Source organism: Actinomadura sp. GTD37, from assembly GCF_041951365.1.
Lineage (GTDB): Bacteria > Actinomycetota > Actinomycetes > Streptosporangiales > Streptosporangiaceae > Spirillospora.
The window spans coordinates 1,761,551-1,781,771 of sequence record NZ_JBGNUS010000001.1 but is presented as its reverse complement, the minus strand read 5'-3'; the positions used below and the strand labels follow the sequence as shown (position 1 = coordinate 1,781,771).

Annotated in this window: 22 protein-coding genes; 9 read left to right on the top strand and 13 right to left on the bottom strand. The window is 72.2% G+C overall.

Annotation, left to right across the window (positions count from 1 at the left end; translation table 11 throughout):
• Positions 1 to 118: 118 nt before the first annotated feature.
• On the bottom strand, positions 119 to 793 hold the full coding sequence (locus tag ACA511_RS08545; RefSeq protein WP_375023509.1) for an HAD family hydrolase: 675 nt from the start codon (positions 791 to 793) through the stop codon (positions 119 to 121).
• Complete coding sequence (locus ACA511_RS08540) at positions 790 to 1,440, bottom strand: MBL fold metallo-hydrolase (RefSeq protein ID WP_375023508.1); 651 nt, start codon at positions 1,438 to 1,440, stop codon at positions 790 to 792. Before ACA511_RS08540 ends, ACA511_RS08545 begins: the two co-directional genes overlap by 4 nt.
• A 103-nt stretch (positions 1,441 to 1,543) precedes the next feature.
• Between ACA511_RS08540 and ACA511_RS08535 the strand changes: the two genes are divergently transcribed.
• From ACA511_RS08535 to ACA511_RS08525, 3 genes are read left to right on the top strand one after another with little or no spacing between them, the layout of a single operon-like run.
• A complete protein-coding gene (locus ACA511_RS08535) occupies positions 1,544 to 2,608 on the top strand; it encodes a phosphotransferase family protein (protein ID WP_375023507.1) in 1,065 nt (354 codons plus the stop codon).
• On the top strand, positions 2,605 to 3,705 hold the full coding sequence (locus tag ACA511_RS08530) for a hypothetical protein (protein ID WP_375023506.1): 1,101 nt from the start codon (positions 2,605 to 2,607) through the stop codon (positions 3,703 to 3,705). Before ACA511_RS08535 ends, ACA511_RS08530 begins: the two co-directional genes overlap by 4 nt.
• Before the next feature lie 22 nt (positions 3,706 to 3,727).
• Positions 3,728 to 3,928 carry a hypothetical protein gene (locus tag ACA511_RS08525; protein WP_375023505.1) on the top strand — a complete coding sequence of 67 codons (201 nt, stop codon included), beginning with the start codon at positions 3,728 to 3,730 and terminating at the stop codon, positions 3,926 to 3,928.
• A 157-nt stretch (positions 3,929 to 4,085) separates the two neighbouring features.
• Here ACA511_RS08525 and ACA511_RS08520 read toward each other — a convergent pair whose 3' ends face one another.
• From ACA511_RS08520 to ACA511_RS08510, 3 genes are all read right to left on the bottom strand, one after another.
• Entirely contained in the window at positions 4,086 to 4,385 is a 300-nt protein-coding gene (locus tag ACA511_RS08520; RefSeq protein ID WP_138641067.1) for a Fe-S cluster assembly protein HesB, read from the bottom strand.
• 98 nt (positions 4,386 to 4,483) lie between these two features.
• Positions 4,484 to 5,443: an LLM class F420-dependent oxidoreductase gene (locus ACA511_RS08515; RefSeq protein ID WP_375023504.1), complete on the bottom strand. Its 960-nt coding sequence runs from the start codon at positions 5,441 to 5,443 to the stop codon at positions 4,484 to 4,486.
• A 9-nt stretch (positions 5,444 to 5,452) separates the two neighbouring features.
• A complete protein-coding gene (locus tag ACA511_RS08510) occupies positions 5,453 to 6,220 on the bottom strand; it encodes an SDR family oxidoreductase (RefSeq protein ID WP_375023503.1) in 768 nt (255 codons plus the stop codon).
• Positions 6,221 to 6,400: 180 nt separating this feature from the next.
• Here ACA511_RS08510 and ACA511_RS08505 point away from each other — a divergent pair, with 180 nt between their 5' ends.
• Positions 6,401 to 6,868, top strand: coding sequence for a Zn-ribbon domain-containing OB-fold protein (locus ACA511_RS08505; RefSeq protein WP_375023502.1), 468 nt, complete (start codon positions 6,401 to 6,403; stop codon positions 6,866 to 6,868).
• A complete protein-coding gene (locus ACA511_RS08500; RefSeq protein WP_375023501.1) occupies positions 6,865 to 8,055 on the top strand; it encodes a lipid-transfer protein in 1,191 nt (396 codons plus the stop codon). The genes ACA511_RS08505 and ACA511_RS08500 overlap by 4 nt, the downstream gene beginning before the upstream one ends.
• A 27-nt stretch (positions 8,056 to 8,082) precedes the next feature.
• Here the strand turns inward: ACA511_RS08500 and ACA511_RS08495 are convergent, their stop codons facing one another.
• The gene (locus ACA511_RS08495) at positions 8,083 to 9,708 is read right to left on the bottom strand and encodes a serine/threonine-protein kinase (protein ID WP_375023500.1); all 1,626 of its coding nucleotides are present in this window, start codon (positions 9,706 to 9,708) and stop codon (positions 8,083 to 8,085) included.
• 70 nt (positions 9,709 to 9,778) lie between these two features.
• On the bottom strand, positions 9,779 to 10,150 hold the full coding sequence (locus tag ACA511_RS08490) for a hypothetical protein (protein ID WP_375023499.1): 372 nt from the start codon (positions 10,148 to 10,150) through the stop codon (positions 9,779 to 9,781).
• 205 nt (positions 10,151 to 10,355) lie between these two features.
• Between ACA511_RS08490 and ACA511_RS08485 the strand changes: the two genes are divergently transcribed.
• Genes ACA511_RS08485 through ACA511_RS08475 form a run of 3 tightly spaced genes read left to right on the top strand, consistent with a single transcriptional unit; the run spans position 10,356 to position 12,177 of the window.
• Positions 10,356 to 11,120 carry an ATP-binding cassette domain-containing protein gene (locus ACA511_RS08485; protein ID WP_375023498.1) on the top strand — a complete coding sequence of 255 codons (765 nt, stop codon included), beginning with the start codon at positions 10,356 to 10,358 and terminating at the stop codon, positions 11,118 to 11,120.
• 35 nt (positions 11,121 to 11,155) lie between these two features.
• A complete protein-coding gene (locus ACA511_RS08480; protein WP_375023497.1) occupies positions 11,156 to 11,572 on the top strand; it encodes a YhgE/Pip family protein in 417 nt (138 codons plus the stop codon).
• 29 nt (positions 11,573 to 11,601) lie between these two features.
• Entirely contained in the window at positions 11,602 to 12,177 is a 576-nt protein-coding gene (locus ACA511_RS08475; protein ID WP_375023496.1) for a TetR/AcrR family transcriptional regulator, read from the top strand.
• Here ACA511_RS08475 and ACA511_RS08470 read toward each other — a convergent pair.
• From ACA511_RS08470 to ACA511_RS08445, 6 genes are all read right to left on the bottom strand, one after another.
• Positions 12,167 to 12,646: a MarR family winged helix-turn-helix transcriptional regulator gene (locus ACA511_RS08470; RefSeq protein WP_375023495.1), complete on the bottom strand. Its 480-nt coding sequence runs from the start codon at positions 12,644 to 12,646 to the stop codon at positions 12,167 to 12,169. The two genes, ACA511_RS08475 and ACA511_RS08470, sit on opposite strands and share 11 nt — an antisense overlap.
• Positions 12,647 to 12,881: 235 nt before the next feature.
• On the bottom strand, positions 12,882 to 14,450 hold the full coding sequence (locus ACA511_RS08465; RefSeq protein ID WP_375023494.1) for an acyl-CoA synthetase: 1,569 nt from the start codon (positions 14,448 to 14,450) through the stop codon (positions 12,882 to 12,884).
• A 69-nt stretch (positions 14,451 to 14,519) separates the two neighbouring features.
• Complete coding sequence (locus tag ACA511_RS08460) at positions 14,520 to 15,677, bottom strand: thiolase domain-containing protein (RefSeq protein WP_375023493.1); 1,158 nt, start codon at positions 15,675 to 15,677, stop codon at positions 14,520 to 14,522.
• Positions 15,670 to 16,707 (bottom strand): thiolase domain-containing protein, encoded by a 1,038-nt coding sequence (locus ACA511_RS08455; RefSeq protein ID WP_375023492.1) that lies wholly within the window; start codon positions 16,705 to 16,707, stop codon positions 15,670 to 15,672. Before ACA511_RS08455 ends, ACA511_RS08460 begins: the two co-directional genes overlap by 8 nt.
• Positions 16,707 to 17,639: a Zn-ribbon domain-containing OB-fold protein gene (locus tag ACA511_RS08450; protein WP_375023491.1), complete on the bottom strand. Its 933-nt coding sequence runs from the start codon at positions 17,637 to 17,639 to the stop codon at positions 16,707 to 16,709. The genes ACA511_RS08455 and ACA511_RS08450 overlap by 1 nt, the downstream gene beginning before the upstream one ends.
• Positions 17,629 to 19,188, bottom strand: coding sequence for an acyl-CoA synthetase (locus tag ACA511_RS08445; protein WP_375023490.1), 1,560 nt, complete (start codon positions 19,186 to 19,188; stop codon positions 17,629 to 17,631). The genes ACA511_RS08450 and ACA511_RS08445 overlap by 11 nt, the downstream gene beginning before the upstream one ends.
• A 154-nt stretch (positions 19,189 to 19,342) precedes the next feature.
• Between ACA511_RS08445 and ACA511_RS08440 the strand changes: the two genes are divergently transcribed.
• On the top strand, positions 19,343 to 20,155 hold the full coding sequence (locus ACA511_RS08440) for a crotonase/enoyl-CoA hydratase family protein (RefSeq protein WP_375023489.1): 813 nt from the start codon (positions 19,343 to 19,345) through the stop codon (positions 20,153 to 20,155).
• Positions 20,156 to 20,221: the final 66 nt, after the last annotated feature.

Below are 20,221 nucleotides of genomic sequence, written 5' to 3'. Positions count from 1 at the left end.
CCGCGGCTTTTCGCGGCCACGTTCTCCACGGTACGAACCGGACAGGTGCTTCCACATCCGCCGTTCGTCCCGTTCCGGCCCCATACTCGGGGATTAGGGGACGTCCCCTAAGGGCGTGCTACGGGGCGTTGTACTCGGCGACGAGCTTCGGCAGGCCGACGAGGTCGTCCAGGACGAACAGGCAGTCGCGGAGCGCGTCGTCGTCCTCCTGGATGTGTCCCCAGGGGCCGCGTCGCAGGAACGCCGCGCGCATCCCGTACGCCAAGGCGGGCCGGACGTCGTTGTCTATGCGGTCCCCCACGTACAGGACGCGGTCGGGCAGGACGTCCGCGAGTTGAGCGCAGCGCTCGAAGAACTCATGGGACGGCTTGCTGACGCCCCACACGTCGGAGATGCCGACGACGTCCGCGTCGAGGCCGAGCGCGGCCATCTGCGCGGCCGCCTCGACCGGCTGGTTGCCCGCGATGCCGACGTAGAGCCCCTGGTCGCGGAGGCCGGACAGGCACGCCCGCGCGTCCGGGTACAGGTCGTCCGGCCCGAACCCGTTCGGGACGCCCGCCGCCGTGCGGCGCCGCTGCTCGTCCGCCAGGTCGAAACCGGGCCGGAAGTACTCGAACAGGTCCATGTGGTCGCCGCCGGTCGCGAGCACCGCGCCGAGCTTGGTGAGGAACGTGTGCCGCGGCACGCCCAGCCAGTCGGCCCACCGCCCGTAGATCTCGCTCTCGTTGACGAGCGTCTCGCCGATGTCGAAGAACACGGCCTGGACGGCCCGGGGGGAAGGGGGTCGGTTCACTTCGCGGCCAGCTCCACCGAGGTGCCGGGGGTCAGCCGGCGGAACTCCTTGCCCAGCTCATCGCCGGCCCTGGTGACGGCGGTCTCCATCACCGTGAGGCCGATGTCGTTCAGCAGGCCGTCGTGGATGACGAAGGCGCGCTCGGGGCCGACCGCGCGGGTGTACTCGAACAGTTCCGGGACCTTCAGCCAGGGCGCGTTGCCCGGCAGGCACAGCGTCGGGACGGGCTCGGACGGGACGGTCAGCGCGTCGCCGGGGTGGAAGACCTCGCCGTCGACGAGGAATCCGGTGTTCGGGATCGGCGGGACGTCGGGGTGCAGGATCTCGTGGTCCTCGCCGTAGACGTGGACGTCGAATCCGGCGACGGTGACGGCGTCGCCGTGGCCGACCTGGTGGACGCGCCCGCCGAGGTCGGCGAGGTTCTCGGCGACGACGCGGGACGTCCAGACGTCCAGCGAGGGGCGCTCGGCCATCGCGGCGCGGAGCGCGCCGGCGTCGAAGTGGTCGAAGTGCTCATGGGTGATCAGCACGGCGTCGGCGGCGGCGAGCGCGGCGGACGCGTCGCTGAACGAGCCGGGGTCGATGACGATCGTCCGGTCGTCCCGGGTGATCTGGACGCAGGCGTGTCCGAGCTTGGTGAGACGCATCCGGCGATTTTTTCACGCCGGGCGGCCGCACCCATTGACCACCCCACGGGCCGTTGATAGAACACGTTCTACTTTGGGTGCCATCCGGCGCAAGGAGGCGGCGATGCCCGTTCCCGACCAACGCGACCCCGAGATCACCAGGAGCGCTCTCGCGGGCTGGCTGGACCGGCACCTGCCCGGCGTCCGGATCCCCCACGTGGAGACCCCGGAGACCAGCGGGTTCTCGAACGAGACGCTCATGTTCGACGCCGAGTGGACCGGCGGCGGCCGGCCGCGGCGGGAGCGGCTCGTCGCGCGGGTCGCCCCGGCGAAGTACCAGATCTTCCCCGAGCCGCGGTTCGCGGAGGAGTACCGGCTGATGCGCGTCCTGCACGAGCGCACCGCGATCCCCGTGCCGCCGATCCGCTGGTACGAGCCGTCGCCGGACGTGCTCGGCTCCCCGTTCTTCGTGATGGGACGCGTCGGCGGCCGCGTCCCGACCGACATGCCGCCGTACCACATGGACGGCTGGGTCACCGAGGTCGCGCCGGACGAGCGGGCCGCGATGTGGTGGTCCACGCTGGAGATCATCGCGAGCCTGCACCGGCTGGACGTCCGCGAGCTCGGCCTCGGCTTCCTCGACCAGCCGAAATGGGGCGCGACCGGCCTCGGCCAGCGCCTCGGCTACTACGAGCACTACCTCCACTGGGCCTACAAGGGGCCGCAGGAGACCGCGCTCAAGGCCCTCGAATGGCTGAAGGCCAACCGGCCCGCGGAGCCGGACGAGCCGGTCGCGCTGTGGGGCGACGCCCGCATCGGCAACGTGATCTTCCGGGCGGGCGCGCCGGCGGCCGTCCTGGACTGGGAGACCGCGACGCTCGGCGCCCCCGAGGAGGACCTCGCCTGGTTCCTGTTCCTCGACCGCCACCACTCCGAGGGCGTCGGCGCGGCCCGGCTGGACGGCTTCCCGCCCCACGCGGAGACCGTCGCCCGCTACGCGGAGCTGCTCGGCCGCCCGATGCGGCACATGGCGTACTACGAGATCCTCTCCGGCTTCAAGTTCGCGGTGGTCATGGCCCGGATCGGGCAGGCGATGATCGACTTCGGCTGGATCGACGAGGCGTCCGACTTTCCCTACGACAACAACTGCACGCGGTTGCTCGCCCGCATCCTCGGAGGGGACCAGTGACGCTGTCACCGCTCGACGACTACCCGATCCACCAGGCGCCGGAGGTGATGCGGCACGTCACCACGTCCGACCGCAACTTCTACGACCGGTACTACTTCAACGTCCACCCCTGCTCGGACGAGCTGATGCTGATCATCGGGATCGGGCAGTACCCGAACCTCGGGGTGATGGACGCGTTCGCGGTCGTCCGGCGCGGGCCCGTGCACAAGGTCGTCCGGGCGTCCCGCGAGCTGGGGAACGACCGGATGGACACCGCGGTCGGGCCGTTCCGCGTGGAGGTCATCGAGGGGCTGAAGCGGCTCAGGGTCGTCCTGGACGAGAACGAGCACGGCCTGGCGTTCGACCTCACTTGGGAGGGGTCGATCCCCGCCACGCTGGAGCCCCCGCACTACCTGCGCTGGCAGGAACGCGTCGTCTTCGACTCGCGGCGCCTCGCGCAGACCGGCTGCTGGACCGGCACCATCACGGTGGACGACGAGACCATCGACGTCACGCCCGACCACTGGTGGGGCTCGCGGGACCGGTCCTGGGGCATCCGGCCTGTGGGCGAGGCGGAGCCGCCGGGCATCCAGGTCAAGAACGCGGGAACGTTCTACTGGCTGTACACGCCGATGCAGTTCGAGGACCACACGATCCTCTGCATCATCCAGGAGGACGAGAAGGGCCGCCGCATCTTGGAAGAGGCCACCCGCGTCTGGCCCGACCGTGAGGCCGAGTACCTGGGACGACCCGAATACCGTCCCGAATACGCCGAAGGCACCCGCGACGTGGTCACCGCCACGCTCCGGTTCGCACCGCCCGGCGGAGAGCCGTTCGAGGTGAGGGCGACGCCGATCCTGCCCGTGCACATGATGGTCGGCACCGGCTACGGCCTGGAGCCCGGCTGGAAGCACGGCATGTACCAGGGGCCCGACCTCAAGGTGGAGGGCGTCACCTACGACACCCGCAAGCCGGACGACGCGGCCCGCATGTGGGGCATGGTCGACGCGGTCGGCCGCTACGAGTACCTGGACGGAGCGGAGCCCACCGGGGCGGCGACCGGCCACGGCCTCTACGAGTACTGGGCCCTCGGCCCGCATCCGACGTTTTCCGAGTAGGGGATCTGCGAGACTGGCGGACGTGACGACCCCGCCTTCGCCCGACCCCCCGGACGCGAGGCGGCCGTCCCGGCAAGAACTGGACCGGCAGGTGCGCGAACGCTACGGAACCTGGCGCGACCAGCCGCGCGGCCTGGCCTGCGCGGTGATCGCCGCCTTCATGATCCTCACCACGGCGGCGTTCGTGTTCGCCGTCGTCGCCGTCGTCACGGCGATGCGCTGAACAGACCACCGCTGAACAGACCACCGCTGAACAGACCGCGCTGAACGGACGGCGCTGAACGGACCGCGGCCGGACAGGCCGCGGAACGGGCCCCCGCGCCCGACGGCACGAGACCCGGACGCGCCTCGCGAGGCGCGTCCGGGTCTCGTCCGCCACGTCAGGTCGGGGTCCCCTCGGTCCCCTCGGCGATGGTGAACGCCACGTCGCCCTGCGGGTCGACCTGCGCGTCGAGCGTCTTGTCGTCCAGCATCTCGGCGACCGTGGGCTCCAGGTACACCTTGGCCCCCTCCTCCTCGACGACCTGGTCGCCTGCCTCGGGGGCGGGGGCGACCGAGAGCCGCAGAGCGTCCGAGCCGTCGAGCCCGGACTCAATGCGGATGCCGGTCTCCGGCGGAAGCTCCGGGTTCGCGGTCACAGTGCGAATGACCTGGACGGCACCGCTGGTCAGCGTGAGCACGATCAGCTCCTCACGTCTCTGTCGTTCTCTTTCGGATCTGCCCCACCCTCCCCGATCGCGGTGGCGGCAAACCTCGCGACGTGACCCGAACGAACGGTTCAGCCCGCGTTCGGGGCCAGCGCCCGCACCGCCTCCGCCGGGGACAGGCCGCCGCCGGGGACGACCGCGAGCACCGGGGTGGTCAGGCCCGCGTCCACGTACTCGCGGAGGCGGGCCCGGCACGCCTCGGGCGACCCGTGCACGATCAGGTCGTCGACGACCTCGTCCGGGATGACCTCCAGGGCCTTCTTCCGGTCGCCCGCCGCCCACGCCTCGTTCATCGGGCGCAGCGCCTCGCCGCGTCCGAGCCACTCGTGGAACGCCTTGTAGACGGGGACCGTCATGTACGCGGCGATCATCCAGCGGCCGATCGCGCGGGCCTCCTCGGCGTCGGCCGTCGGGCACACGAACAGCCGCGCGATCAGCTCGGGCCCGTCGCCCAGCTCGCCGCGGACGGTCCGGACGTCCTTCGGCGCCAGCCAGTTGGTGATCGCGCCGTCGGCCTCCCGCGCGGCGAGCCGCAGCATGCCGGGGCGCAGCGCGGCGAGGACGATCGGCGGCGGCACCGCGGGCGCGTTGTCCAGCTTGAAGCCCTTGACGGCGAAGGTGTCGTACTCCTCCTTCACCTTCTCCCCCGCGAGCGCCTTGCGGAGGAACCGCAGCGTGTCGCGGACGCGCTTGTACGGCTCGTCGAACGGGATCCCGTTCCACCGCTGGACGATCGTGTCGGACGAGGTGCCGATGCCGAGCACGAACCGTCCGGGCGCGAGGCCCGCGAGGGTCGCGGCCTGCTGGGCCAGCAGCGCGGGCCCGCGCGTGTAGACCGGCACGATCGCGGGGCCGAGGCGCAGCTCGGGGCCCCACTGGGAGGCGAGCGCCAGCGGTGTGAACGCGTCGGTGCCGTTCGTCTCGGCCGACCAGGCGTCGGTGTAGCCGAGCCCGGACAGCTCGGCGAGGATCTCCCGGTGCTCGCCCAGCGGGACGCCGGTCAGCGGAATGGTCAGTCCCCAGCGTGACATGCGCGCCTCCTAGGCGATCGACGGGCGGATGGTGGCGCCGCCGTCCACGACCATGGTCTGCCCGGTCATCCAGGACGAGGCGTCGCCCGCGAGGAACACGGCCGCGTTCGCGATGTCCGCGGGCTCGCCGAGGCGGCCGAGCGGCATGTGCTTGCTGATCTCCGCCTCGTTCGGCTCCCACAGGGCGCGGGCGAGGTGCGTCTTGACCAGGCCCGGCGCGATGCAGTTCACCCGCACCCTGGGCGCCAGCTCCATCGCGAACTGCCGGCTGAGGTGGATCACCGCGGCCTTGGTGACGTTGTAGTAGCCGATGCCGTGCTCGGTGATCATCCCGCCGACGGACGCGATGTTGATGATCGAGCCGCCGCGCTCGGCGAGCGACGCGCGCAGCGCGAGCTGCGTCCACTGGACGATCGCGAACTGGTTGACCTCGACGGTCTTCGCGGCGGCGGCGGGCTCGATGTCCGCCATCGGGCCGTAGTACGGGTTCGTCCCCGCGTTGTTGACCAGGATGTCGAGGCCGCCGAACTCGGCGACGGCCGCGTCCACGCAGGCGGCGGCCTCGTCGGCGTGGCCCACGTGCGCCGCCTTGGCGAGCACCCCCACCCCGGGGCTGGCCGCGGCGATCTCCTTGGCGACCTCGTCGAGTGCCTCCTGCTTGCGGGACGAGAGCACCACGTTGGCGCCCTCGGCGGCGAACGCGGCCGCGATCGCCTTCCCGATGCCCCGGGACGCCCCGGTGACCAGGGCCGTCCTTCCCTCAAGACCAGTCCGCATCCGCGCTCCCTACTCGCTCGCCCCTGTGGGCGGTGGGCAGAATCCGACTCGGTTTACTGTAGCGAAGTGACTGACGAGTCAGTTAGCTGGGCCGGGGATTCCGTCCCGGTCACCGGGCGCGCATTCTTTCTAACGATTGTTTGATTGGTACTCTCGCCGAGAAGACACGAGGAGGGCCGCGTGACCACGACCAAGGACCGTCGTCCGGCCGTCGAGGGCTGGTACACGACCGCGGACGGCGACGTCCGCCTGCTCGGTACCCGCTGCTCGTCGTGCGGAACGCCGTACTTCCCGCGCAACGAGCTGGCATGCCGCAACCCCGGCTGCACGGGACCGAAGGACGGCTCGGAGCTGGAGCCGTACGCCCTGTCCGCGCGCGGGCGCATCTGGTCGTACGCCGACTCGCGCTACAAGCCGCCGCCCCCGTACGTCTCCCCGGACCCGTTCGTCCCCTACACGGTCGCGGCCGTCGAGCTCGAAACCGAGCGCATGGTCGTCCTGGGCCAGGTCGTCCCCGGCCACACCGTGGACGACCTGGAGGTCGGCATGGAGGTCGAGCTGGCCGAAGGCGTCCTGTACGAGGACGACGAGGCCGAGTACACCGTCTGGATGTGGCGGCCCGTCACGGCGAGCGGAGCGAGCGAATGAGCAGGGACATCGCCGTCCTCGGCGCGGGCATGCACCCGTGGGGCAAGTGGGGACGCAACTTCGTCGAGTACGGGCTCGCGGCGGCGCGGGCCGCGCTCGCGGACGCGGGCCTGTCGTGGCCGGACGTCCAGTACGTGTCGGGCGCCGACACCATCCGCAACGGGTACCCGGGGTTCATCGCGGGGGCCACGTTCGCGCAGGCGCTCGGCTGGTCGGGCGCGCGGGTGTCGAGCTGCTACGCGGCGTGCGCCTCCGGGGCGCAGGCCATCGGCACGGCGCGCGCGCAGATCCTCGCGGGCCTGTGCGACGTCGCCCTGGTCGTGGGCGCCGACGCCGCCCCGAAGGGCTTCTTCAAGCCCGTCGGCGGCGACCGCCCGGACGACCCCGACTGGCTGCGGTTCCGCCTGCTGGGCGCGACCAACCCGATCTACTTCGCCCTGTACGCGCGCCGCCGGATGGCCATGTACGGCGCCACCCTCGACGACTTCGCGGCCGTCAAGGTGAAGAACGCGCGGCACGGCCTCGGCAACCCGAACGCCCGGTACCGCAAAGAGGTGACCGCCGAGGACGTCCGCGCGTCCGCCGTGGTCGCCGACCCGCTGCGGCTGCTGGACATCTGCGCGACCAGCGACGGCGGCGCCGCGCTCGTCCTGACGTCGATGGAGTTCGCGCGGCGGCACGGGATCGCCGACCCGGTGCGCATCCCGGCGGTCTCCACGGTCACGCCGACGTTCCCCAAGACCGTCCTGGACCTGCCGGACTTCGCGACCGACTCGGCCATGACCGCCGCCGTCCCGGAGCGCCCGTTCCGCTCCGCGATCGCGCACGCCGCCTACGAGGAGGCGGGCCTCGGCCCCGAGGACCTGTCGCTCGCCGAGGTGTACGACCTGTCCACCGCCCTCGAACTCGACTGGTACGAGGACATCGGGCTGTGCGAGCGGGGCGGCGCGGAGGAGCTGCTGCGCTCCGGCGCGACGGCGCTCGGCGGCCGCGTCCCGGTCAACCCGAGCGGCGGCCTCGCGTCCTTCGGCGAGGCGATCCCGGCGCAGGCGATCGCGCAGATCTGCGAGCTGACCTGGCAGCTGCGCGGCCAGGCCGAGGGCCGCCAGGTCGACGGCGCCCGCGCCGGCATCGCCGTGAACCAGGGCCTCTTCGGGCACGGTTCCGCCGTCATCGCCGTCCGCTGACCGCTGACCGAGCCGGCCGCGGCGGCTTCACGGGACCGTGAAGCCGTCGCAGCCGAGGTAGTAGGCGTCGCCGTTGGGGCGGACGTGCATCCACACGATGGTCCAGACGCCCTTGGACAGCGGGCCCGTCCCGCCCGTCTTGCTCTCGCGGAAGTCGTTCGGGTAGGTGAGGTCGAACCCCTGCTCCCCCGCCTCGCCCTCCGGGTACAGGTGCGGCTTGCTGACGACCCAGGCCGGCCCCGCACTGCCCCAGGGCCCCGGTTGGCGGACCTGGGCGGCCAGGTAGTAGTCGGACGGCCGCGCGTACTTGAACCGCATGCCGAACTTCACCGACTTCCCCTTGTACGGCTGGCGCGGCGCCGAGACCTGCAACTGGCCGGAGTAACGCTCGTCGTCGGGCTGGACCCGGATCGCGGGCAGGCAGCGGAAGTCCTTCTGGGAGTACTCCAGCTTGTCGAAGTCGGCGGTGGGCTGCTTTATCAGGACGTCGTCCGGTGGGCGGCCGTCCGGGCCGGCGGTCCTCCCCGGCTGCGGGCCTCCCGCCTGCGGGCTCCCCGACGCGGCGGACGAGCCGGTCGCCCCCTGGACCGTGCCGGTCTTCCCGGCCTGCGGATCGTCCGGCGGGTCGCCGCCGCCGTTGAGGGTCAGCCGGACGACGACGGCGGTCGCGAGGACGACGACGGCCACCCCGGCCGACGCCCCGATGACGGCGGCGCGGGAGCGCCGCCCGCCGCCCGGACCGGTCCGGGTGCGCTCCGCCGGGACGAGCCCGGACGCGACCGCGTCCGTGACGCTCGCGGGCACCGGCGGCGGGGCGCCGACCCGGCGCCGGTACTCGGGGTCGCCGGACAGGGCGACCGGGTCCGCGGCCAGTTCGAGCAGCCGCTCCAGGGTGGGGCGGTCCTCCGGCTCCTTCGCGGCGCACTGCCGGACGAGGTCGGCGAGGCGCGGGTCGACGCCGTCCACGTCGATGTCGCCGCTGAGGGTGCGGTGGAGGACGCCCTCGATGCGGCCGCCGCCGAACGGCGGCCGCCCGGTGGCGGCGTAGGCGATGGTGCCGGCGAGCGAGAACACGTCCGACGCTGGGACGGGCTGCTGCTCGCGGACGACCTCGGGCGCGACGTAGCCGGGAGTGCCGTTCCAGGCGCCGGTCTGGGTGATCTGCGTCTGGCCCTCGCCGCGCGCGATGCCGAAGTCGATCAGGCGGGGCCCGTCCGGGGCGAGGATCACGTTGCCCGGCTTGAGGTCGCGGTGCTGGACGCCCTGCCGCTGGATCTCCCGCAGCCCCTGGGCGAGCGCGGCGAGGAGCCGCACGCAGGTGTCCGCGGGGACCGGCCCGTGCTGGGCGACGGCCTGCCGGAGCGTCGGGCCCGGCACGTACTCGGTGGCCAGCCAGTACGGCGGCGCGTCCAGCCCGGCGCCGACCATCGCCGCGGCGAACCGGGTGCGCACCCGCTCGACGGTCGCGACCTCGCGGCGGAAGCGCGCGAGCGCCTGCGGGCCGTCGAAGTCCTCCCGGATGACCTTGAGGGCGATGTGCCGCCCGCCGCCGGTCAGCCCCAGGTAGACCTGCCCCATGCCGCCCGCGCCGAGCCGGGCCAGCAGCGGGTAGCCGCCGATCTCTGCGGGGTCCTCCGGACGGAGTGGTTCCACGGTTCACCGGCCCTCGTCGTCGCGTCGCCGCGAGAAATGATCTCACTCCGCGGCGCGGCGCGCCCCCGGTTCAGGCGGCGTCGCGGGCGACGCGCAGCGCCCAGGCGATCATCGGGGCCTGGAGCGGGAGGCGGCCGTAGGCGGCGGCGCGCAGCGGCAGCGGGCGGTGCCGCCAGTCGCGCGCCATCTTCACGTTGGCCGGGAAGACCGCCGCCATCAGCGCCGCCGTCGCGAGCGCGCCGGCCCTGCGGGTGCGCGGGTGGGCGACGGCGGCGGCGCAGCCGAGTTCGGCGACGCCGCTGAGGTAGGTCCACGTCCGCGCGCTGCCGGGCAGCCGCTCGGGGATGAGCGCGTCGAACGGCTTCGGGGCGATCATGTGCAGGGTGCCCATGGTGGCCATCGCGGAGGCCAGCCGCCGGGACGCACGCGACGAATCGGTCATGCCGTGCAGTCTGGCACATCGGACTGGACGTCCAATAGCGCTCGGCTCGAATCCGGCGGTGTGACCGAGGTCACCGTGCCGAACCCGTGTGACCTGGGACGTAGCGGTCACGTGTCAGATGTCACCGTCTTGGCGGATTCGCACGGTTCCGGGTGCGGCTAAATTTGAACTGACCGGTCAGTTCAAATTCTTCCGGAGGAATGCGATGACGCCGGAGCACAAGACTCCGGGGACGGCCGCCGCGGCCGGGGGGACCGCCGCAGCCGTCTCCGGACCCGGCCGGGCCGGCTCTGGGACTGGCGGGGGCCGTCCCAGAGCCGAGGCCCCGCCCCGCGCGCCGGGCCTGGACGTCCGGGCCCGGGGGCTCGGGGTGCGCGGCGCCCGCGGCTGGGCCTTCCGGAACGTCGACCTGACCGTGCCCGGCGGCGCGCTGGTGGCCGTGAGCGGCATCGCCGGAACCGGGCGGACGGCGCTGCTGCTCACCCTCGGCGGACGCATGAAGCCCACCGAGGGCACGGTCGCGGTGGGCGGGCTCACCGGTCTCGCGCACGTCCAGCGGGCGGCGGCGCTCGGCGTCGTGCCCGGCGTGACCGAGCTGGATCCGGCGCTGACCGTGCGCGAGCACCTGAACGAGGCACTGGCGCTGCGCGAGGGTGTCTTCGGCGGGTTCCGGGGCCGGGAGGCGCGCAGGCGGCGGGCCCTCGAACGGGTCGGCCTGGACCTCGACCCGCGAACGCTCGCCGAGGAACTCGCGCCGGACGAGGCGCAGCTGCTCGGCGCCGCGCTGGCGCTCGTCGGCGGCCCCGGGCTGCTCCTGCTCGACGACGTCGACGAGGGGCTGGACGCCGGCCGGCAGCGCGGACTGTGGCGGCGGCTCGCCGGCCTCGCGGCGGACGGCGTCACCGTCGTCGCCGCATGCCATGACGCCACGCCCGCCGAGGGCCTGGCCACGCACAGCCTTCCGCTCTAGCCAGGCGATCCCCCGATCCAGCCAGGAGACCCCCGATGAGACTCCCCGCGCTGACGTCCGGCCGCCTGGAGCTGCGCCGCTTCCAGCGCAACCGGCTCACCCGGATCGCCGCCGCGTTCCTCGCCGTGATCCAGTGGGTGAACGCCCGGTTCGGGCCGGTCGGCCGGATCCTCGCGCTGGCGCTGCTGATGCTCCAGCTCACCTCGGCGGCGGGCACGTACCCGATCGAGACCAGCCCCCGCTTCTTCCAGGCGATCCGGCCGTACCTGCCGATGTCGTGGGTCGTGGACGGGGTCAGGCGCCTGATCGGCGGCGGGCAGCTGACGGTCGTATGGCAGGGTTGTGCGGTGCTGGCCGCCTTCCTGGCGGGCGGGCTCGCGCTCACCGCCCTCGCCGTCCGGCGCGACCGGGTGTGGACGGTGCGGCGGCTGCACCCGGCGCTGAAGCTCTGAGCGGCGGCGACGCGCAAGGAGGCAGGGACGTGGCCCGCAGCGGGACCAGGGAGAGGCTGTTCGGCGCGGCGATCGAGCTGATCGCCGAGAGCGGGCTCGCCGCGACCACCGTCGACCAGATCGCCGAGCGGGCCGGGGTCGCCAAGGGCACCGTCTACTACAACTTCGGCAGCAAGGCCGCGCTGTTCTCGGCGCTGCTGGAGTACGGGGTCGAGCGGCTCGCGACCGCGCTGCGCGAGGCCGCGTCCGGCCGCGCGCCGCTGGACGCGCTGGACGCCGTCGTCGCCGCCGAGCTGGCGTTCATCGGCGAGCACGAGTCGTTCGCGCGGCTGCTCATCGCCGAGACGTGGCGGTCCGGCGGCGACTGGCAGCGCACCGCCCGGCTGATCAGGGAACGCGCCATCGGCGTCCTCGCGGACGTGCTGCGCGACGCGGTCGCCGCCGGGGACCTGCGCTCCGACCTCGACACCGCGACCGCGGCGTCCGCCGTGTTCGGCATGGTGCTGACCGTCGCGCTCGACTGGCGCGCCCTCCAGCCGGGACGCCCGCTCGCCGACGTCCAGGCCACCCTCATGGACCTGCTCCGCGGCCGCCTCACCCGTTAGGCGACGGCAGGTCGCGGATCTCCTCGATGATCCCGGGCATCGCCGCGTTGTTCTCGCGGACCCAGCGCAGCAGGACCGCGATCTCCTCGTCGGTGTGGGCGCCGAGGCGCTCGTGGAACGCGCGGGAGATCGGCTCGAAGTAGCGGGCGAACCGGGCGACGTTCTCCGGGATCAGCTCGACGATCACGCGGCGGCGGTCGTCGGGGTCGCGGGTGCGCTTGACGTACCCGGCGCGTTCCAGCCGGTCGATGGCCGCGGTGATCGCGCCGCCGGTCGTGATGCCCATGAGCTGGGCGAGCTGGCCGGGCGTCTGCGGGCCGTCCAGCATCAGCGCGTTCACGCACTGGGCGTCGCTGACGTTCAGTCCGGCCTTGCTCGCGGTGGCATGGTGCAGCAGCACGGTGAACATGGTGCTGCGCTGCATCTCCCGCTGCATCTCGTCCAGCCGCGCGCGGTCCGGGGTCGACACGCCCACCCTCTCCCTCTGTGTCTCGCTCAGGGAGAGCCTAGTGACCGGATGCGGTCACGACCACCCGGGAGGGCGCGGCGTGTGGCGCACGACGCACACGCCGCCGATCGGAGCACCCCCAGGTCACCCCTATCATTGTTTTGGTTAGGACCACTAACAGAGGTCCGCTCCTGGCCCCGAATCCCACGAAGGTTCGGGGCCGACCTCTAAGCGCCCCCGGGTGCGCGGCCCCGGCTCACCGCACCTCCTCCGCGATCTGCTTGGCCCACCGGTAGTCGGCCTTGCCCGCGGGCGAGCGCTTCATCTCGGCGACGAACGCGTACACCCGCGGCACCTTGTAGCCCGACAGCTCGCGGCGGCAGTGCGCGTCCAGGTCGTCGGAGGCCGGCGCGTCCCCGGACGGCTGGATCACCGCCGCGACGCGGTTCCCCCAGCGCTCGTCCGGGATGCCGGTCACGACCGCGTCGTACACCCCCGGGTGCCCCTTGAGGACGGCCTCGACCTCCTCCGGGAACACCTTCTCCCCGCCGGTGTTGATGGCCTGCGAGCCGCGCCCGTAGACGGCGATCGACCCGTCCTCCTCGACGGTCGCGATGTCGCCGGTGAGCAGCCAGCGCTTGCCGTCCACCACCGGGAACGTCTTCGCCGTCTTCTCCGGGTCGTTGTAGTAGCCCTGCGCGATGTACCCGGTGCGCGCGACCTGCCCGATGACGCCCGAACCCGGCTTCACCTGCTGGAGCGCGTCGTCCAGCACGGTCACGTTCTCGACGTCGGGGGCGAACCGCAGGCCCTTCTCCGGCGTGGAGCCGGCGACCGCCTCGGCGGTCGAGCCCGACTCGGTCGAGCCGAAGCGGTCCAGGATCAGCACGTTCGGCAGCAGCGCCTGGATGCGGTCCCGGACCGTCCCGGTGAAGATCGCGCCCGTGGAGACGTACGCGAACAGCGAGGACGTGTCGTACTCGCCGCGCGCCAGCTCCTCCGCCATCGGGATCGCCATCGCGTCCCCGGTGATCGTCAGCGAGTTGACCTTCTCCCGCTCGATCGTCGCCCACACGTCGGCCGCGTCGAACTTGCGGGTGTAGACGAGCGTCGCGCCCATGAACCAGGCGATGAACGTGGCCACCTGCGCGGCGCCGTGCATCAGCGGCGCGACCGGCATCATGATCAGCTGACCGCTGGTGCGGGCGTTCTCCACGATGTCCTCGGGCCGCGACGGACGCGGCACCGTCGGATTCCAGAACGCGAAGATGATCTGCTCGGTCGACCACATGACGCCCTTCGGCATCCCGGTCGTCCCGCCCGTGTAGATGATGTAGAGGTCGTCGCCGGACCGCGCCGGGAAGTCCCGCGCGCCGCTGGCGTCCCGCACCGCCTCGTCGTAGGCGACCGCGCCCGGGATGGACGGCGTGCCGCCCACCGCGATGACGTGCCGCACCGCCGGCACGTCCGGGAGCGTCGCGGCGACCCGGTCCTCGAACTCCACGTCGTACAGCAGCGCGACGCTGTCGGAGTCCCGGTACACGTAGAGCAGCTCGCTCTCCACGTACCGGTAGTTGACGTTGATCGGCACTGCCCGGATCTTCAGCGTCGCCAGCAGCGCCGCCGCGTACTCGACGCCGTTGTAGAGCTGGACGGCGACATGCTGGCCGGGCTCGACGCCGGCGTCCTGGAGGTGGTGCGCCAGCCGGTTCGCGTGCTCGTCCAGCTCGGCGTACGTGAGCCGCTGCTCGCCGCACACCAGGGCGACACGCTCCCCGATCACGTCAGCGAGCCCCTCGAACAGGTCAGCGTGGTTGTACTCCATCGGAGGGCCTCCGGAAGGGGTAATCGCGCCATTACGGGGTCTGGGGTCGCCCCCAGAGAGGTCGGGGAATCAGGGTCGGTCGCTGCCGACGATCCACATCGCGAAGAACTGGGCGCCGCCGCCGTAGGCGTGGCCGAGCGCGCGCCGCGCGCCGTCCACCTGGTGGTCGCCGGCCTGTCCGCGCACCTGGAGCGCCGCCTCGGCGAACCGGATCATCCCGGACGCGCCGATCGGGTTGGACGACAGCACGCCGCCGGACGGGTTCCACGGGATGTCGCCGTCGAACGCCGTCGCGCCGGCCTCGGTGAGCTTCCAGCCCTCGTTCTCGCCGCAGAAGCCGAGGTTCTCCAGCCACATCGGCTCGTACCAGGAGAACGGGACGTACACCTCGGCGCAGTCGAGCTCGCTGCGCGGGTCGGTGATGCCCGCCTGCCGGTACACGTCCGCCGCCGCGTCCTTGCCGCCCTGCGGGCTGACGCTGTCGCGCCCCGCGAACTGCATCGGCTCCGAGCGCATCGACGTGCCGTGCACCCAGGCGGGCGCGGCCGGGGCCTTCTTGGCCGCGTCCTCCGAGGCGAGCACCATCGCGCACGCGCCGTCCGAGGACGGGCACGTCTCCAGGTAGCGGATCGGCTCCCACAGCATCGGCGTCGACTCGACCATCGCGCGGTCGATCCCGGGGATCTTCAGGTGCGCGTACGGGTTCCGCAGCGCGTTCTGCCGGTCCTTGACCGCGACGAGCGTCCCGATGTGGTCGGGCGACCCCGAACGCCGCATGTAGGCGCGGATGTGCGGGGCGAAGTAGCCGCCCGCGCCGACCACGAGGGACGTCGTGAACGGCCCGTTGACCGTCAGCGCCCACGTCGCGTTCGACTCCGACTGCTTCTCCCACGCGAGCGTGAGGACCCGCTCGTGCACCCCGGACTGGATCAGGTTCGCCGCGACGATCGCCGTGGACCCGCCGACCGACCCGGCCGTGTGCACCCGCATCAGCGGCTTGCCGGTCGCGCCGAGCGCGTCCGCCAGGAAGACCTCCGGCATCACGACGCCCTCGAACAGGTCGGGCGCCTTGCCGACCACGACGGCGTCGATGTCCTTCCAGGTCAGCCCGGCGTCGTCGAGGGCGCGGCGGGCCGCCTCGCGGACCAGGCCCGCCATCGACACGTCCAGCCGCTTGGTCTTGTACTCGGTCTGCCCGACGCCGATGATCGCGCAGCGGTTAGCCATGGTTCTCTCCCGACATGACGCAGACGAGGTTCTGCTGGAGGCACGGACCGGACGCGGCGTGCCCGAGCGTCCGGGACGCCGTCCCGTCGTGGATGCGGGACGCGGCCTCGCCGATCCGGATGAGGCCCGTCGCCATCACCGGGTTCGCCGACAGCGCCCCGCCGGACGGGTTGACCGCGACGCCGTCGTCCAGGCCGAGCGCCTCGCGCAGGATCAGCTCCTCATGGCTGAACTGCGCGTGCAGCTCCGCCACCTCGACCCCGGCCGCGCCCGCCTTCTCCCCCGCGATGCGGGCGGCCGCCGAGCGGGTCAGGTCGCGCACGCCCAGCGCGTGCGGCTCGGTGCGGTGGTCGATGCCGGTGATCCACGCGGGCCGCTCGCACAGCTCCCGCGCCTTGTCGCCGGCGGCGAGGACGATCGCCGCCGCGCCGTCGGTGATCGGCGCGACGTCGTAGGGGCGCAGCGGCGCCACGTCGTAGTCGTCCCCCTCGGGGTCCGGCAGGTGCAGCGCGAACGGGTTGTCGCGGCCGGACGCCCGGGAGCGCGCGGCGACGGCGCGCAGGTCGTCCTCCTTCGCGCCCGACCGCTCCATGTAGGCGCGGGCCTGCATGGCGGCCATCGACACCTGGTCGACGCCCAGCGGGGCCAGGTGGTACGGGTCGAGCTGCTGGCTCATGATCGCGCGGAGGTCGCCCTGGGACGTCTTGCCGAACCCGTACACGAGCGCGGTGTCGATCTCGCCGATCTGGAGCTTCACCCACGCCTCGTACAGCGCCCACGCGCCGTCCATCTCGACGTGGCTCTCGGCGATCGGCGGCCACGCGCCCAGCGTGTCGAGCGCGGACACGAACGCGAACGGCGCGCCCTGCAGGTAGTCGCACGAGCCCGAGCAGGTGAAGCCGAAGCGGGACAGCCCGGTCCGCTCCTTCATCTCGGTGATCACCGGCAGGACCAGCTCGGTCTCCGCGATCCCCTGGTCCTCGCCGCTGTGCCGGCTCTGTGCGAATGCGACGACTGCGACATCACGCATTACATGAAGTCCTTGATCTCTTCGAAGGGGACGTCGGGCTCGTCGATGGGCTCGAACCACTTGATGTTGGCCATCGACCTCCCCCACTCCTCCCGGGGCCGCCACGCCGCCTTCACCCGCATGCCCATCCGCACCTGGTCGGCGGGGATGCCCGCGACCAGCGTCAGCATCGTCAGGCCCGCGCCGTCCAGCAGGACGTAGCCGGACACGAACGGCACCTCGGGCGCGCGCGGGTCGGGGATGTTGTTGACCGCGAAGGTGGTGACGGTGCCGGTGTCCGGCAGTTCCACCTCCTCCGACGTGGGCACGCCGTCGCGCGGGCAGAACCCCCTCATCGGCACGATGACCTTCTCGCACACCGGGCAGCGGTGCCCGATGAGCCGTCCCTCGGAGACGCCCTCCAGGAACCGGCCGAGCGCCTGCCCGCCCTTCAGCCGGTACTCCAGCCCGGCCCGCGGGTTGATCATCGTGACCTCGGGCAGGAAGCACTCGATGTCGCCGATCGTCCCGGTCCGCTCCGCGCGGAACTTCGGCCGCACCCGCATCCCGGTCTTCAGGAACTTCGGCGGCTTCGCGCCCTCCGCGAAGACGCCCAGGTCGAGCGCGTGCAGCAGCGCCGTGTCGGCCCCGTCCGGGCGGATCAGCGCCCACGCGAACGGACGGTCGAACGGGTGCTCCTCGGCCGGGCGCGGCACCCACGACCAGGTCGTGACGGTGCCGGCCGGGCCGACCTCGACGAACTCTCCGGTGACGTCCTCGCCGGTCTCGGGGTCGCACTCCGCCGGCGGGACGAGCACCCGGCCGGCCGCCGTGCGGACGCCGACCAGCCGGCCGTCGCGCAGCTCGCTCAGGAAGCGCCCGATGACCGGGCCGACCGAGCGGGTGTAGCCGCCGGGGAACTCGACGAGGTGGTTGGGGGCCTCAGATGGCACTGTCGCGGTCCTTCCAGTACGGGTCCCGCAGCTTGCGCTTGAGGAGCTTGCCGTTGGGCTCGCGCGGCATCGTCTCGATGAAGTCGACGGTCCGCGGCCACTTCATCTTGGCGAGCCGCCCCTCCAGCGACGCGAGGATCTCGGCGGCGAGGTCCGGGCCCGGCTCGACGCCCTCGGCGGGCTCGACGACGGCCTTGATCTGCTCGCCCCACTCCTCGTCCGGGATGCCGAACACGGCGACGTCCGCGACCTTCGGGTGCATGGTGATCTCGTTCTCGATCTCGGCCGGGTAGATGTTCGCGCCGCCCGAGATGATCATGTCGGCCTTGCGGTCGGACAGGAACAGGAAGCCGTCCTCGGTGAGGTAGCCGATGTCCCCGACGGTGAAGAAGTCCTTGAGGCGGTTCTTCTCCGTCTTCTCCTTGTCGCCCTTGTACTCGAACTCGACGCCGGCCATCTTCATGTAGATCGTGCCGTGCGCCCCGGTCGGGACGGGCTCGCCGTCGTCGTCCACGATGAGCAGCTCGCTGATCGGCCACGCGTTGCCGACCGTGCCCGGGTGGGCGCGCCAGTCGGCCGGGCTCGCGATCGTCCCGCCGCCCTCGGTCGCCGCGTAGTACTCCCAGATGCAGTCGCCCCACCATTCGAGCATCTGCTGCTTGATCGGCACCGGGCACGGCGCCGCCGCGTGGATCGCCCACTTCATGCTCGACACGTCGTAGCGGGAGCGGACGTCCTCGGGCAGCCCCAGCAGCCGCTTGAAGTGGGTCGGGACCATGTGGGTATTGCTCACACGGTGTTCTTGGATCACTCTCAGAGTGTCTTCGGCGTCCCACTTGTCCATGTAGACGAGCGTGTGGCCCATCTGCAGGGCGGTGCCGCCGAACTGGGTGACGGCCGTGTGGTAGTTCGGTGAGGTGATCAGATGGGCCTGGTGCTCGCCCCCGGCCGGGCGTCCCGGCGGGATGCCGAACAGGCCGAGCAGGAACGTCATCAGCTCGGCGCTGTCGTCGGGGTCGATGCCCATCAGGGCCCGCTTGACGCCCTTCGGACGTCCGGTCGTCCCGGAGGTGTAGTGCATGGTGGCGCCGTTGCTGCGGTCGTCCGGCAGCGTGTCGGGCTGCCCCTCGACGAGTTCGGCGAACGGGCGGAAGCCCGCGACGTCCCCGAACGCGAACCGGCGGTGCGCCTCGATCTCCTCGCCCGCGGGCACGCCCTCCTTGGCGTAGCGCTCGTGGACGAAGAACGCCTTGGCCTCGCTGTCGGCGACGATGTAGCCGATCTCCGGCCCGGTCAGGTGCCAGTTGATCGGCGTGTAGTACCAGCCGGCCTGCAACGCCGCCAGGTACAGCACGACGCCCTCGACACCGTTCGGGACGAGCCCGCAGATGCCGTCGCCCTTCTCCAGTCCCAGCGCGCGCAGACCGTGGACGAGCCGGTTCGCGCGGGCCAGCAGATCACCCGCCGCGTGCTGCGTCCCGTCCGGTTCAACGCACGCGATCCACTCGGGATCGGCCTGCGCCAACCGCCAAAAGCCCAATGACCCCATCGGAACTCCCCTAGCTGATCGCGGTGAGCGCCGTCCCACGGCGGCACTCGGCGAGGAAAGTAGATCACGTTCTCGTTTTGGAGTTCAACCCCTACCGGTAGGGCGACTGCTTAACTAGAATCTGTTCTCGTTTGAGCCCTGCGTTGGAGGAACCATGGCGGAACTGCTGCCGATCAGCACCGAGCACTGCATCGTCGAGCGCGACGGCCACGTCGTCATCGTCACGATGAACCGCCCGGAGGCGCGCAACGCGCTCAGCACCGCGATGCTGGTCGGTCTCGCCGACGCCTGGGCCTACATGTCGGACACGCCCGAGGTCCGCGTCGGCATCCTCACCGGAGCGGACGGCACCTTCTGCGCCGGCGCCGACCTGAAGGCGATGAGCCAGCCGTCCGCGGACCCGCGCGTCCAGGAGCGGGCCGCGCAGATCACCGACTACCACTGGAAGGGGCTGCTGCGCGACGGCCGCCCCACCAAGCCGCTCATCTGCGCCATCGAGGGCTACGCCGTCGCCGGCGGCACCGAGCTGCTCGCGGGCACCGACCTGCGCGTCGTCGCCGAGGGCGCCACCCTCGGCCTGTTCGAGGCCAAGCGCGGCCTGTTCCCCATGGGCGGCAGCGCCGTCCGCCTGCCCCGCCAGATCGGCCTCGCCGCCGCGCTCGACATCCTGCTCACCGCCCGCGAGGTCACCCCGCAGGAGGCCCTCGCCATGGGGCTGGTCAACAAGGTCGTCCCGGACGGCCAGGCGCTCGCCGCGGCCCGCGAGATGGCCGACCAGATCGCCGCGTGCGCGCCGCTGTCGGTCCAGGCCATCCTGCGCGCCGTCCGCGAGACCGAGCACCTCCCCGAAGAGGAGGCCCTGAAGATCTCCGACGAGATCGGGTGGCCCGTCTTCGCCTCCGCGGACGCCAAGGAGGGCTCCAAGGCGTTCAAGGAGAAGCGCCCCGCCGTCTACCAGGGCAAGTAGCGGGACAGGCCGCCGGCGACGGCTCCGGCGGGCCCGGCCGCCGCGGCGGCCGGGCCCGTTTCCGGC

Coding starts and splice junctions, on each gene's coding strand:
- ACA511_RS08540 (WP_375023508.1), bottom strand. CDS start 1,440: ATGCGTCTCACCAAGCTCGGACACGCCTGCGTCCAGATCACCCGGGAC.
- ACA511_RS08535 (WP_375023507.1), top strand. CDS start 1,544: ATGCCCGTTCCCGACCAACGCGACCCCGAGATCACCAGGAGCGCTCTC.
- ACA511_RS08515 (WP_375023504.1), bottom strand. CDS start 5,443: ATGTCACGCTGGGGACTGACCATTCCGCTGACCGGCGTCCCGCTGGGC.
- ACA511_RS08510 (WP_375023503.1), bottom strand. CDS start 6,220: ATGCGGACTGGTCTTGAGGGAAGGACGGCCCTGGTCACCGGGGCGTCC.
- ACA511_RS08500 (WP_375023501.1), top strand. CDS start 6,865: ATGAGCAGGGACATCGCCGTCCTCGGCGCGGGCATGCACCCGTGGGGC.
- ACA511_RS08490 (WP_375023499.1), bottom strand. CDS start 10,150: ATGACCGATTCGTCGCGTGCGTCCCGGCGGCTGGCCTCCGCGATGGCC.
- ACA511_RS08485 (WP_375023498.1), top strand. CDS start 10,356: ATGACGCCGGAGCACAAGACTCCGGGGACGGCCGCCGCGGCCGGGGGG.
- ACA511_RS08480 (WP_375023497.1), top strand. CDS start 11,156: ATGAGACTCCCCGCGCTGACGTCCGGCCGCCTGGAGCTGCGCCGCTTC.
- ACA511_RS08465 (WP_375023494.1), bottom strand. CDS start 14,450: ATGGAGTACAACCACGCTGACCTGTTCGAGGGGCTCGCTGACGTGATC.
- ACA511_RS08460 (WP_375023493.1), bottom strand. CDS start 15,677: ATGGCTAACCGCTGCGCGATCATCGGCGTCGGGCAGACCGAGTACAAG.
- ACA511_RS08455 (WP_375023492.1), bottom strand. CDS start 16,707: ATGCGTGATGTCGCAGTCGTCGCATTCGCACAGAGCCGGCACAGCGGC.
- ACA511_RS08445 (WP_375023490.1), bottom strand. CDS start 19,188: ATGGGGTCATTGGGCTTTTGGCGGTTGGCGCAGGCCGATCCCGAGTGG.
- ACA511_RS08440 (WP_375023489.1), top strand. CDS start 19,343: ATGGCGGAACTGCTGCCGATCAGCACCGAGCACTGCATCGTCGAGCGC.